General features: G+C 39.8%; 13 protein-coding genes and 5 tRNA genes. 17 read left to right on the plus strand and 1 reads right to left on the minus strand.

Annotated elements, in window-relative coordinates; translation table 11 throughout:
* The first annotated feature begins 40 nt into the window (after nucleotides 1-40).
* Entirely contained in the window at nucleotides 41-1,207 is a 1,167-nt protein-coding gene (locus C8P64_RS13275) for an acyl-CoA dehydrogenase family protein (protein ID WP_108172566.1), read from the plus strand.
* Nucleotides 1,208-1,421: 214 nt separating this feature from the next.
* Here the strand turns inward: C8P64_RS13275 and C8P64_RS13280 are convergent, their stop codons facing one another.
* Entirely contained in the window at nucleotides 1,422-2,312 is an 891-nt protein-coding gene (locus tag C8P64_RS13280) for an MBL fold metallo-hydrolase (RefSeq protein ID WP_108172567.1), read from the minus strand.
* 149 nt (nucleotides 2,313-2,461) lie between these two features.
* Here C8P64_RS13280 and rpsU point away from each other — a divergent pair, with 149 nt between their 5' ends.
* The 16 genes from rpsU to rpoB all read left to right on the plus strand — a co-directional run bounded on the left by rpsU (nucleotide 2,462) and on the right by rpoB (nucleotide 13,199).
* The gene (gene rpsU / locus C8P64_RS13285; RefSeq protein WP_026933820.1) at nucleotides 2,462-2,656 is read left to right on the plus strand and encodes a 30S ribosomal protein S21; all 195 of its coding nucleotides are present in this window, start codon (nucleotides 2,462-2,464) and stop codon (nucleotides 2,654-2,656) included.
* Between the two features lie 97 nt (nucleotides 2,657-2,753).
* On the plus strand, nucleotides 2,754-3,644 hold the full coding sequence (locus tag C8P64_RS13290) for a tyrosine-type recombinase/integrase (RefSeq protein WP_108172568.1): 891 nt from the start codon (nucleotides 2,754-2,756) through the stop codon (nucleotides 3,642-3,644).
* Between the two features lie 33 nt (nucleotides 3,645-3,677).
* Entirely contained in the window at nucleotides 3,678-3,980 is a 303-nt protein-coding gene (gene hpf, locus C8P64_RS13295) for a ribosome hibernation-promoting factor, HPF/YfiA family (protein WP_108172569.1), read from the plus strand.
* A 103-nt stretch (nucleotides 3,981-4,083) separates the two neighbouring features.
* Nucleotides 4,084-4,157: transfer RNA gene (locus C8P64_RS13300), tRNA-Thr, on the plus strand.
* A 199-nt stretch (nucleotides 4,158-4,356) separates the two neighbouring features.
* A tRNA-Tyr gene (locus C8P64_RS13305) sits at nucleotides 4,357-4,439 on the plus strand.
* 126 nt (nucleotides 4,440-4,565) lie between these two features.
* A tRNA-Gly gene (locus tag C8P64_RS13310) sits at nucleotides 4,566-4,638 on the plus strand.
* Nucleotides 4,639-4,835: 197 nt separating this feature from the next.
* Nucleotides 4,836-4,907: transfer RNA gene (locus tag C8P64_RS13315), tRNA-Thr, on the plus strand.
* Nucleotides 4,908-4,964: 57 nt separating this feature from the next.
* Nucleotides 4,965-6,152: an elongation factor Tu gene (gene tuf / locus C8P64_RS13320; protein WP_108172570.1), complete on the plus strand. Its 1,188-nt coding sequence runs from the start codon at nucleotides 4,965-4,967 to the stop codon at nucleotides 6,150-6,152.
* A 57-nt stretch (nucleotides 6,153-6,209) separates the two neighbouring features.
* Nucleotides 6,210-6,282, plus strand: a tRNA-Trp gene (locus tag C8P64_RS13325).
* 18 nt (nucleotides 6,283-6,300) lie between these two features.
* The gene (gene secE / locus C8P64_RS13330; RefSeq protein WP_108172571.1) at nucleotides 6,301-6,498 is read left to right on the plus strand and encodes a preprotein translocase subunit SecE; all 198 of its coding nucleotides are present in this window, start codon (nucleotides 6,301-6,303) and stop codon (nucleotides 6,496-6,498) included.
* Nucleotides 6,499-6,509: 11 nt separating this feature from the next.
* Nucleotides 6,510-7,061, plus strand: coding sequence for a transcription termination/antitermination protein NusG (gene nusG, locus C8P64_RS13335; protein WP_026933825.1), 552 nt, complete (start codon nucleotides 6,510-6,512; stop codon nucleotides 7,059-7,061).
* A gap of 73 nt (nucleotides 7,062-7,134) precedes the next feature.
* A complete protein-coding gene (rplK, locus tag C8P64_RS13340) occupies nucleotides 7,135-7,572 on the plus strand; it encodes a 50S ribosomal protein L11 (protein WP_108172572.1) in 438 nt (145 codons plus the stop codon).
* 19 nt (nucleotides 7,573-7,591) lie between these two features.
* Nucleotides 7,592-8,290 (plus strand): 50S ribosomal protein L1, encoded by a 699-nt coding sequence (rplA, locus tag C8P64_RS13345; RefSeq protein ID WP_108172573.1) that lies wholly within the window; start codon nucleotides 7,592-7,594, stop codon nucleotides 8,288-8,290.
* Between the two features lie 9 nt (nucleotides 8,291-8,299).
* Nucleotides 8,300-8,821 (plus strand): 50S ribosomal protein L10, encoded by a 522-nt coding sequence (gene rplJ / locus C8P64_RS13350; protein ID WP_108172574.1) that lies wholly within the window; start codon nucleotides 8,300-8,302, stop codon nucleotides 8,819-8,821.
* A 57-nt stretch (nucleotides 8,822-8,878) separates the two neighbouring features.
* The gene (gene rplL, locus C8P64_RS13355; protein WP_108172575.1) at nucleotides 8,879-9,253 is read left to right on the plus strand and encodes a 50S ribosomal protein L7/L12; all 375 of its coding nucleotides are present in this window, start codon (nucleotides 8,879-8,881) and stop codon (nucleotides 9,251-9,253) included.
* A gap of 133 nt (nucleotides 9,254-9,386) precedes the next feature.
* Entirely contained in the window at nucleotides 9,387-13,199 is a 3,813-nt protein-coding gene (gene rpoB, locus C8P64_RS13360; RefSeq protein ID WP_108172576.1) for a DNA-directed RNA polymerase subunit beta, read from the plus strand.
* The last annotated feature ends 26 nt before the right edge of the window (nucleotides 13,200-13,225 follow it).

Consider the following 13,225-nt stretch of genomic DNA (forward strand, 5'->3'; position numbering starts at 1 on the left):
GTTCCAAATTCAGGAATCTTTTAAAATATAAGAAATAATTATGAGTAGATATTTTACCGAGGAGCATGACCTTTTCAGGAAAAGTTTTCAGGAATTTTTGCAAAAGGAAGTAGTGCCTCACGTTGATAAATGGGAGGAAACCGGTACGATCGAAAGATTTATCTGGGAGAAGTTTGGTGAGATGGGATATTTCGGCTTAAACCAGCCTGAAGAATATGGTGGAATGGGGCTGGATCTTTTCTATACGGTGATTTTTCTGGAGGAACTTCAGAAGATCAACTCTGGAGGATTTGCAGCAGCAATGTGGGCGCATGCTTATTTAGCGATGACCCATTTAAAGGTTGAAGCAAGTCACGAATTAAAAGAGAAATATCTTACGCCGGCAATTAATGGTGAAAAGATTGGATGTCTTTGTGTTTCTGAACCTTTTGGAGGTTCAGATGTGGCCGGGATGAAAACTACTGCCGTTAAAAAAGGTGATAAATATGTGATCAATGGTTCCAAGACCTTTATTACAAATGGAGTCTATGCCGATTTTTATGTAGTAGCAGCGAAAACAGATCCTGATAAAGGGAATAAGGGAATGAGTATTTTTCTTTTAGATAAAGAGTTTAAAGGAATTTCGGCTACAAAGCTTAATAAACTTGGGTGGAGAGCATCAGATACTGCAGAACTGGCTTTTGATAATGTGGAGGTGCCGGCAGATTATTTACTGGGAGAAGAAGGAAAAGGATTCAGTTATATCATGCAGCATTTCGCTATGGAGCGCCTTATTATGGGTATCAATGCGCATGCGAGATCTGAATTTGCCCTGGATTATGCGATGGGATACATGAAGGAGAGAGAGGCCTTTGGTAAAACTCTGGATAAATTCCAGGCTTTGAGACATTCGGTTGCCGAAATGGTGAGTGAAGTAGAGGTGATCAAGGAATTTAACTATGCTACTACCCAAAGATTGAATGACGGTGAGTACGTGGTAAAAGAGGCGAGTATGTCTAAGCTTCTAGCTACTAAGATTGCAGATGAGGTGATGTATAAATGTCTGCAGTTGCTAGGCGGCTATGGTTATATGGAAGATTACCCAATGGCTCGTATGTTTAGAGATAGTAGGCTGGGACCTATTGGTGGTGGAACTTCTGAAATTTTGAAAGAAATTATCGCCAAAATGGTGATCGATCAAAAAGAATACAAGCCAGCTGCGAAGTAAGACAGAAAGATCACTTTGGCGAAAATGGTTTTCCCATTCGCCAAAATGGTGATCGATCAGAAAGAATACAAGCCAGCTGCGAAGTAAGACTGAAAGATCACTTTAGCGAAAATGGTTTTCCCATTTGCCAAAATGGTGATCGATCAGAAGGAATACAAGCCGGCAGCGAAATAGTTATTACGCAAAAGAATATAATTTTAAATAAACCATGGAGCTAATCCGGGGTTTGTTTTTTCAGGCTTTTATAGAAAGTTCCGCGTATTTTGGGTCCGTTGATAAAGAATTCAGAGGCTTCCTGGTCTGTAAAGAATTCAGAGGTAAGTTCTTCATTCTTAATGATCTCGTCTTCAGTCGCACCGTCTTCAATCGCTTTCTGTACATTCTCCCGGATAGTCTTCAGCATATTCAGGTAAGCTTTGTAATCAGATCTTTTAGCGATCGCCCCATGACCGGGAATGATTTTCGTGTTATCATTGATCAGGGAAATTCCTGTTTCAGCTGCTTTGATATCCCCATCTACACTTCCGCCGCTTTCCAGGTCGATATATGGAAACATACCATTAAAAAAGGTGTCTCCTGTATGTAAAACGTTGCTCTGCGGAAAATAGATCAATGCATCACCATCGGTATGCGCATTATGAACATGGGCAATTACGATATCATTGTTATTTATATGCAGGTTCATCATGTCATTAAAGGTTAGGATGGGCAGGCCGTTGTTTTCCGGGTCTGTACCTTCTTTGTTCAATCTTTTTCTAACGTTCTCGTGAGCCATAACCAGGGCGCCATCATTTTTGAAATTGGTATTTCCGCCGGTGTGATCGCCATGGTGATGCGTATTTACCAAAAAGCGGATAGGTTCATTGCTAATGGTTCCTATCGCATTTTTAATTTTTTCGGTAAGCAGCGCAAACTGGTCGTCTATCATGAATACTCCGTCGTTACCTGTAAGTACTCCAATATTTCCTCCGGCACCCTTTAGCATATATACATTATCATTTACCGGGATAACCTCGATCGTCACATCCTGCATGTCCTGAAAGGCAAATAGGGAAGAGGTGGACAGGATTAAAAAGGAGAAAAGGGCTTTTATAGTAGTTTTCATGCGCTTTAATTTTTAGACCCTAATTTACAGAATTGATTCTTTACTTGCCTGAAAAATACTTTAGTAGAAATAAATAGTAAAAGTATTGGGGTTTTACAGAAATCATTTATCTTTGCAGCCGATTCCAAAAGAGAGGAGGTTATGACACTATGTTAATTATACCAGTTAAAGACGGAGAAAATATAGATAGAGCTCTTAAGCGTTTCAAGCGAAAGTTCGACAAGACAGGAACTATGCGTCAGCTAAGAGATCGTCAGCATTTTACTAAGCCATCTGTGGAGCGTAGAGCTCAGATTCAGAAAGCTGAATATATCCAGCACCTTAGAGACGCAGAGGATATCTAGTATTTAAACTAGATGGGCGATTGTAAAATAGCTCAATAATTTTAAGAACTGTTGGTAGTCTAAAGTTTAGTAACTTTGTCTATCAACAGTTTTTTTTATGCCCTTTTCTGACTTTTTGGATTACCTTGAGCTCGAAAAAAAATATTCCTCTCATACCATTACTGCGTATTCCCGGGACCTTCGCGATTTTCAGGATTTCCTAATAAAAACATTTGAACAGGACTCTCTGGTGGAGGTGAACTACTCCCAGATTAGAAGCTGGATCGTAGACCTGTCTGAATTCGGTATTACCAATAGAACCATCAACCGTAAGCTTTCTTCTCTTAAATCTTATTACCGTTTCCTTTTGAAAACCGGGCAGATCGAATCTTCTCCCTTGATTAAGCATAAAGCCTTAAAGACATCTAAAAAGGTGCAGATACCTTTTTCTGAAGCAGAGATCGTAAAAGTCCTCGAGAATATCGATGATTCTAATTTTGAGGGGATACGGGACAGGTTTATTGTAGAATTGTTTTATTCTACTGGAATAAGAAGGATAGAACTAATAAATATAAGATTGCAGGATCTGGATCTCGACTCTGGTGTTCTAAAGGTTCTGGGGAAGAGAAATAAGGAAAGGTATATTCCTTTGATCAATTCTGTAGTAAAAACCGGACGGGCTTATTTAGAGCAAAGAACCGCTAATCACGGAGCCCTGCTGGGGGACCATCTTTTTTTAACTTCCAGGGGAGATAAAATCTATGAAAGTTTTGTTTATAGAGTTATAAATAATTATTTTAGTGAGGTGTCTGGCAAACTAAAAAAGAGTCCGCATATACTGCGACATTCGTTTGCCACTCATTTATTGAACCAGGGAGCTAATCTAAATGCGGTAAAAGAATTATTGGGTCATTCCAGTCTGGCAGCGACTCAAGTCTACACTCATAATAGTATCGCCGAATTGAGCAAAATACATAAACAGGCTCATCCCCGGAACAATAAGGATTAACTAATCATTTTGTTTAATTAAATTCTACAGGATATGAAAATGAATCTGCAGTCCGTAAACTTCAATGCTGATCAAAAACTGATTGATTTCACCCAAAAAAAACTTGATAAACTAGAAAACTATTTTGATAAGATAATCCATGCCGATGTATTCTTCAAGGTGCAGAACACAAGTGCCAAAGAGAATAAAATTACAGAAATATTAATAAGTGTACCAGGAGGTGATCTCATGGTGAAAAAGACCTGTAGTAAGTTCGAAGCCTGTGTAGATGAGTGTGTTAATTCATTACAGCGACAGTTGATTAAACGAAAGGAAAAAATGAGTGCTCATGTTTAGCTGATTTTTTTTAAAATTATTTTTTGATAAAGGAATAATTTATATACATTTGCAGTCCGTTAGAAATAGCGGACTTTTTTATGCTGAAAAAGTTAGCATAAAGGCCGATGTAGCTCAGCTGGCTAGAGCAGCTGATTTGTAATCAGCAGGTCGTGGGTTCGAGTCCCTCCATCGGCTCTTGAAATACTGAAATACCGAAGTTTCGGAGATTTTTTAAAATTTAAAACCTTAAGGTTGAAACGATTGAAAAATAATCTTCAGAAATTTTAAAAAATGCTTTGGATGGTGCTTTAAAATTGCTTTAATTTGCACCCGTTTTAAAAACCATTGGAAGCTTAGCTGTTTCAGCTACGGTTCTATGAAATAGTGTAAAATTGGGGAGATACTCAAGCGGCCAACGAGGACAGACTGTAAATCTGTTGTCTTTCGACTTCGCAGGTTCGAATCCTGCTCTCCCCACAAAGATTTTTATAGAGACCGCGTAGAAAATTTATTTTCTAAAGCGGGTGAGATAAAAATCTTGGTAAGGGGTCACCCTTACAGGATCATCAAATTTATTTGATAACCCTATTAAAAATATGAAATGCGGGAGTAGCTCAGTTGGTAGAGCGTCAGCCTTCCAAGCTGAATGTCGCCGGTTCGAACCCGGTCTCCCGCTCTAAATAAATTGAATCAGGATATTCCCCGGTCGTAAGATAGTTCAAGATTAAAGGTTTTTTACTCCTTTTGAATTGTTGAGCTATTTATTAGGTTACTAATAATGGGTTATTTCGGCTGTATTACCTCACTCCTGATCTTTTCCATAAACCCTTGATAGGTTTATGGATATCGCTGTTTAAAACAGTCAATTGTCTGGCCGACGTAGCTCAGGGGTAGAGCGTTTCCTTGGTAAGGAAGAGGTCACGGGTTCAATTCCCGTCGTTGGCTCTAGTTTTGTATAAAATTGAACACTAATATATAACTAAGATTAAATAAGTATTAATTATGGCAAAGGAAACTTATGATCGTTCCAAACCGCACCTAAATATTGGTACAATTGGACACGTAGATCACGGAAAAACTACTTTAACTGCAGCTATTACTAAAGTAATGGCTGATGCTGGATATTCAGAAGCTAGTGCGTTCGACCAAATCGATAACGCTCCAGAAGAAAAAGAAAGAGGTATTACAATTAACTCTTCTCACGTAGAGTATTCAACTGCAAACCGTCACTACGCACACGTTGACTGTCCTGGTCACGCCGATTACGTAAAGAACATGGTAACTGGTGCTGCTCAGATGGACGGTGCTATCCTTGTTGTGGCTGCGACTGATGGTCCTATGCCTCAAACTCGTGAGCACATCCTTCTTGGACGCCAGGTAGGTATTCCAAGAATCGTTGTATTCTTAAATAAAGTTGACCTTGTTGATGATGAGGAGCTTCTTGAACTAGTTGAGATGGAAGTAAGAGATCTTCTTTCTTTCTACGAGTATGATGGTGATAACGGTCCTGTAATTTCAGGTTCTGCACTTGGAGCTTTAGAAGGAGATGAGAAATGGTCTAAGACTGTTCTTGATCTTATGGAAGCTGTTGATAACTGGATTGAACTTCCACAGCGTGATGTAGATAAGCCTTTCTTGATGCCTATCGAAGATGTATTCTCTATTACAGGTCGTGGTACTGTTGCAACTGGTCGTATCGAGACTGGTGTTGCTAACACTGGAGATCCTGTAGAGATCATTGGTATGGGAGCTGGAAAACTTACTTCTACTATTACTGGAGTTGAGATGTTCCGTAAGATCCTAGATAGAGGTGAAGCTGGAGATAACGTTGGTATCCTATTAAGAGGTATCGAGAAAACTCAGATCTCAAGAGGTATGGTTATTACTAAGCCTGGATCTGTAACTCCTCACGCTAAATTCAAAGCAGAGGTTTATATCCTTAAGAAAGAAGAAGGTGGACGTCACACTCCATTCCATAACAACTACCGTCCTCAGTTCTACGTACGTACAACTGATGTAACAGGAACAATCAACCTTCCTGATGGAGTAGAAATGGTAATGCCTGGTGATAACCTTACTATTACAGTAGAGCTTATCCAGCCAATCGCAATGAATGTTGGACTACGTTTCGCTATCCGTGAAGGTGGTAGAACTGTAGGTGCTGGTCAGGTAACTGAAATTCTAGACTAAGAATTATTATATATAAAAAGGTATCCCGTTAAAAGCGGGATGCCTTCACTTATATTTACGGGTTTAGCTCAGTTGGTAGAGCACTGGTCTCCAAAACCAGGTGTCGGGAGTTCGAGCCTCTCAACCCGTGCAAATATTTTTTTTGAAAATGGCAGGAATTGTTAATTACGTATCAGAATCATATAACGAGTTAAGAAACCACGTTACCTGGACAAGTTGGACTGAGGCTCAAAAGCTAACAGTGCTTGTGGCTGTGTTCTCGATTATTTTTTCATTGGCTATTTGGGGTGTTGACACGCTTTTTAGTGGAGCGATTGAGCAATACTTCGAATGGGTTAAATCTTAAAATAAATGGCGATGGCAGAAGCAAAGGAAAAAAAATGGTATGTGGTTCGTGCCGTTAGTGGACAGGAGAACAAAGTCAAGGATTATATCGAGAAAGAGATCGAATATTTAGGTCTTCAGGATGCGATAGATCAGGTTTTGGTTCCTACTGAAAAAGTTATCCAGATTCGTAATGGTAAGAAGGTAAACAAAGAAAGAGTTTACTTTCCAGGATATGTAATGATCCAGGCGAATATCGCCGGGGAAATTCCTCATATTATTAAAGGAATCAACGGAGTTATTGGATTTCTAGGTGAAACAAAAGGAGGAGATCCTGTGCCGCTTAGAAAATCTGAGGTGAATAGAATGTTAGGTAAGGTTGATGAGCTTTCTGTGAAGGCTGATAATGTTGCGATTCCGTTTACTATAGGAGAGACCATTAAAGTAATTGACGGACCGTTCAATGGCTTTAACGGTACAGTAGAAAAGATTAATGAAGAGAAGCGTAAACTTGAGGTAATGGTTAAGATCTTCGGAAGAAAGACGCCATTAGAATTAAGTTATATGCAGGTAGAAAAAGTATAATAATAACTGTTACATATTTTTTGATTGTTTTTTAAGCTTCCACTCAACAAACGATCATTTAAAAATTTGAAAAATGGCAAAAGAAGTAAGTAAAGTTGTAAAACTACAAGTTCGCGGAGGTGCTGCTAACCCATCACCACCAGTTGGACCTGCTTTAGGTGCTGCCGGAGTAAACATCATGGAATTCTGTAAGCAATTCAATGGTAGAACTCAGGATAAGCAAGGAAAGGTACTTCCAGTTGCAATTACTGTTTACACGGATAAGTCTTTCGATTTCGTTATCAAGACTCCACCTGCGGCAGTACAATTGATGGAAGCGGCAAAAACTAAAAAAGGTTCTGGTGAGCCGAACAGAAAAAAAGTAGCTAGTGTTTCTTGGGATCAGGTTAAAGCGATTGCAGAAGACAAGATGCAGGATCTTAATGCATTTACTGTAGAGTCTGCAATGAAAATGGTTGCCGGAACAGCTCGTTCGATGGGAATAACTGTAAAAGGTGATGCACCGTTTTAATCCAAAAAGAAATTAGAAAATGGCAAAATTAACTAAAAAGCAAAAAGAAGCTCAGTCTAAGATTGAGAACGGCAAGACTTATACAGTGGCCGAAGCTTCTGCTTTGATAAAAGAAGTTTCCAACGAGAACTTTGACGCTTCTGTAGATCTTGCAGTTCGTTTGAACGTAGATCCACGTAAAGCTAACCAGATGGTGAGAGGTGTAGTAACACTTCCTCATGGAACTGGTAAGGACGTTAAGGTTTTGGCTCTTGTAACTCCAGATAAGGAAGAAGAAGCTAAAGAAGCTGGTGCCGATTACGTTGGATTAGATGAATACCTTGAGAAGATCAAAGGCGGTTGGACAGATGTTGATGTGATCATCACTATGCCAAGCGTAATGGGAAAACTTGGACCGCTAGGACGTGTTCTAGGACCAAGAGGTTTAATGCCTAACCCAAAGACCGGTACTGTAACTATGGATATCGCTAAAGCGGTTTCTGATGTGAAGGCTGGTAAGATCGACTTTAAGGTTGACAAAACTGGTATCGTGCATGCAGCAGTTGGAAAAGCATCTTTCGATGCTGAGAAAATTGCAGGTAACGCGAGAGAATTATTAACTACGCTGGTAAAATTGAAGCCTCAGGCAGCTAAAGGTGTTTATATTAAGAGTATTTATATGACCACTACTATGAGCCCGAGTGTAGCAATAGATACTAAAAGGTTTACTGAGCAATAATTTAAGATTATGACAAGAGAAGAAAAATCACAAGTTATAGAAGATTTAACTGCCCAGTTAGCCGGATTCCAAACTATCTATTTGGCTGACATTTCTGGCCTTGATGCTGGAAGTACTTCTAACTTACGTAGAGCTTGTTTCAAAGCTGATGTAAAGTTATCGGTAGTTAAAAATACATTGCTTGCAAAAGCTATGGAAGCAGCTGATAAAGATTTCGGTGACCTTCCAACTGTTTTAAAAGGCAATACCTCAATCATGCTTTCTGAGACCGGAAATGCTCCGGCGAAAGTAATTAAGGATTTTAGAAAGAAATCTAACAAGCCTCTACTTAAAGGAGCTTTCGTAGAAGAAGCAATTTATGTAGGTGATGACTATCTTGAAACACTTGTTAACATCAAGTCTAAAGAAGAAGTTATCGGGGATATCGTTGGATTGCTTCAATCTCCTGCTAAAAACGTTGTTTCAGCACTTAAATCAGGTGGTGGAAAGATCGCAGGAATCCTTAAGACCCTTTCAGAAAAGGAAGGATAACATAGTACGCACTTTTTAACAATTATAAATTAAAGAACTTTTTAAAAACGATAGAAAATGGCAGATTTAAAAGATTTCGCAGAACAATTAGTTAACCTTACAGTAAAAGAAGTAAATGAGTTAGCTGATATCTTAAAAGAAGAATATGGTATCGAGCCTGCTGCTGCTGCAGTAGCTGTTGCTGGTGGCGCTGCTGCTGGTGGTGAAGAAGCTGAAGAGCAAACTGAATTCGACGTAATTCTTAAAGCTCCAGGTGGATCTAAATTAGCTGTAGTTAAACTTGTAAAAGAACTTACAGGACTAGGTCTTAAAGATGCTAAAGAATTAGTAGATGGTGCTCCAAAACCAGTAAAAGAAGGAGTAGCTAAAGACGAAGCAGAAGCTCTTAAAAAGCAATTAGAAGAAGCAGGAGCTGAGGTTGAGCTTAAATAAGCTTAACACAAGCAATATTATTTAGGTTTAGACCTCAGGATTCACTCCTGGAGGTCTAAACCATTTTGCGTATATAGAACCGAACGTTTAAAAAGCGCAGTTTTTTTTATATAAATTATAATCCCGTCCATTGATGTTAGCAAAGCAAACTGAAAGATTGAGTTTCTCTTCTGTTAAGAACAAGCCTGCTTATCCGGATTTTCTGGATCTGCAGATTAAGTCTTTTCAGGACTTCTTTCAATTAGAGACAAAATCAGAAGAGCGGGGAAATGAAGGTCTTTACAACACCTTCCTCGAAAACTTCCCCATTACGGACACCCGTAATCAATTTGTACTAGAATTCTTAGATTATTTTGTGGACCCGCCAAGATATTCCATTCAGGAATGTATCGAGCGCGGATTGACCTACAGTGTACCACTTAAAGCCAGACTTAAGTTATACTGTACCGACCCTGAACACGAAGATTTTGAAACCATCGTACAGGACGTATACTTGGGAACTATCCCATATATGACACCTAGCGGAACTTTCTGCATCAACGGTGCCGAGCGAGTAGTAGTATCTCAGCTACACCGTTCACCTGGGGTTTTCTTTGGACAGTCTTTCCATGCAAATGGAACTAAATTATATTCAGCCCGTGTAATTCCTTTCAAAGGATCATGGATTGAATTTGCTACCGATATTAACAGCGTAATGTACGCGTATATCGATCGTAAGAAAAAATTACCTGTTACTACTCTTTTCCGTGCTATTGGATTTGAGCGTGATAAGGATATCCTTGAGATCTTTGACCTCGCAGAAGAGGTTAAAGTTTCTAAGACAGGACTTAAAAAATATCTTGGACGTAAACTAGCGGCCAGGGTACTTAATACATGGTATGAGGATTTCGTAGATGAAGATACTGGTGAAGTTGTTTCTATCGAGCGTAACGAGATCGTTCTAGACCGTGATACTGAACTTGAAAAAGATCACATAGAAGAAATTCTTGAAACCGGAAGTAAGACTATCCTTCTTCATAAAGAGGATAACCAGACCGGTGACTATGCGATCATTCATAATACTTTGCAAAAGGATCCTACCAACTCTGAAAAAGAAGCGGTAGAACATATCTATCGTCAGCTTCGTAATGCTGAACCACCAGATGAGGAAACTGCTCGTGGAATTATCGACAAGCTTTTCTTCTCAGACCAGCGTTACAGCCTTGGAGAAGTAGGTAGATATAGAATGAACAAAAAACTTGGTCTTGATGTTGAGATGGATAAGCAGGTGCTTACCAAGATCGATATCATTACCATCGTTAAATATCTTATTGAGCTTATCAACTCTAAAGCTGAGATCGATGATATTGATCACTTATCTAACCGTCGTGTTAGAACTGTAGGTGAGCAGTTGTCTCAGCAGTTTGGTGTTGGTCTTGCCCGTATGGCGAGAACCATCCGTGAGAGAATGAACGTTCGTGATAACGAGGTGTTTACTCCTATTGACTTGATCAACGCGAAGACATTATCTTCAGTGATCAACTCTTTCTTCGGAACAAACCAGTTATCTCAGTTCATGGACCAGACCAACCCTCTTGCAGAAATCACGCACAAGCGTAGACTTTCGGCATTAGGACCAGGTGGTCTATCCAGAGAAAGAGCAGGTTTCGAGGTACGTGATGTTCACTATACTCACTACGGAAGACTTTGCCCGATTGAAACTCCTGAAGGACCAAACATTGGACTTATATCTTCACTTTCTGTGTACGCTAAAGTTAACGGAATGGGATTCATTGAAACTCCATACCGAAGTGTAACCGATGGAAAGATCAACATTTCTGAAGAGCCTATTTATTTAAGCGCTGAAGAAGAAGAAGGTAAGAAGATAGCTCAGGCTAACATTCCATTAAAAGACGACGGAACTATAGATACAGATCGTGTAATTGCACGTATGGAAGGTGACTTCCCGGTAGTGGATCCTAAAGAGGTTCATTATACCGATGTTGCACCAAACCAGATCTCATCTATTTCGGCTTCATTAATTCCATTCCTGGAACATGATGATGCCAACCGTGCACTGATGGGATCAAACATGATGCGTCAGGCAGTACCACTATTAAGAACAGATTCTCCTATCGTTGGAACTGGTCTTGAAAGACAGGTAGCTACAGACTCGAGAGTATTGATCAATGCAGAAGGAGAAGGAGAAGTAGAATATGTAGACGCTAATAAAATCGTAATTAAGTACGATCGTACAGATGAGGAAAGAATGGTAAGTTTTGATGATGATTCAAAATCTTACAACCTTATCAAATTCCGTAAGACTAACCAGGGAACCTGTATCAACCTTAAGCCAATCGTAAGTGTAGGTGACAGGGTAACAAAAGGACAGGTACTTTGCCAGGGTTATGCTACCGAGGCTGGGGAACTTGCTCTAGGTAGAAACATGAAGGTTGCCTTCATGCCTTGGAAAGGTTACAACTTTGAGGATGCGATCGTAATTTCAGAAAAAGTGGTTAGAGATGATATTTTCACCTCTATTCATATAGATGAGTACTCTCTTGAAGTTAGAGATACAAAACTAGGTAACGAAGAATTGACCAATGACATTCCAAACGTTTCAGAAGAGGCTACAAAAGACCTTGATGAGCATGGTATGATTAGAGTTGGTGCTGAAGTGAAGCCTGGTGATATTCTTATTGGTAAGATCACTCCTAAAGGAGAAAGCGATCCAACGCCAGAGGAAAAACTTCTACGTGCGATCTTTGGAGACAAAGCTGGTGATGTAAAGGATGCTTCTCTAAAAGCTTCTCCATCATTAAGTGGGGTTGTGATTAACAAGAAGTTGTTCGCAAGAGCTATCAAAGATAAGCGTAAGAGAGCACAGGATAAAGAGGATGTTGCAGCATTAGAGAAAAAGTACGATGCTAAATTTGCCAATCTTAAGGCTGAACTTGTTGAGAAATTATTCGCTATCATAGGTGGTAAAACAGCTCAGGGAGTACAGAATGACCTTGGTGAAGAAGTAATGCCAAAAGGTAAGAAGTACACTCTTAAGATGTTAAACGCTGTAGACGATTATACTCACTTAACCAGTGGTACATGGACTACAGATGATCACCTTAACGAGCTTGTTGCAGATCTTATACATAATTATAAAATCAAGGAAAACGATCTTCAGGGTAACCTAAGAAGAGAGAAATTCACCATTTCTGTTGGAGATGAGCTTCCATCAGGAATTCTTAAACTGGCTAAAGTTTACATCGCTAAGAAACGTAAGCTTAAAGTTGGTGATAAGATGGCAGGACGTCACGGTAACAAAGGTATTGTTGCCAGAATCGTTCGTCAGGAAGATATGCCATTCCTTGAAGACGGAACTCCGGTTGATATCGTGTTGAACCCACTTGGGGTACCTTCACGTATGAACATCGGTCAGATCTACGAAACAGTACTTGGTTGGGCTGGACAGAAGAATGGAACCAAATATGCGACTCCAATTTTCGACGGTGCAACAATCGATGAGATCAATGATCTTACAGATAAAGCAGGTATTCCGCGTTACGGTCACACTTATCTTTATGATGGTGGAACCGGAATGAGATTTGACCAGCGTGCGACTGTTGGTGTTATCTACATGCTTAAACTAGGTCACATGATCGACGATAAGATGCACGCACGTTCTATTGGACCATACTCACTTATTACTCAGCAGCCGCTTGGTGGTAAGGCACAATTTGGTGGTCAGAGATTTGGAGAGATGGAGGTTTGGGCTCTTGAAGCTTACGGAGCATCTAGTACTCTAAGGGAAATCTTAACTGTGAAGTCAGATGACGTGATCGGTAGAGCCAAGACCTATGAGGCTATTGTTAAAGGTGAGCCAATGCCAGAACCAGGATTGCCGGAATCTTTCAACGTACTTATGCACGAATTGAAAGGTCTTGGATTGGATATAAAACTTGAAGAATAACATTCTGTTGATCGGGACGCCACCGG

Origin of the sequence: Christiangramia gaetbulicola (genome assembly GCF_003054225.1) — a bacterium.
In the GTDB taxonomy this organism is placed as follows: Bacteria; Bacteroidota; Bacteroidia; order Flavobacteriales; family Flavobacteriaceae; genus Christiangramia; species Christiangramia gaetbulicola.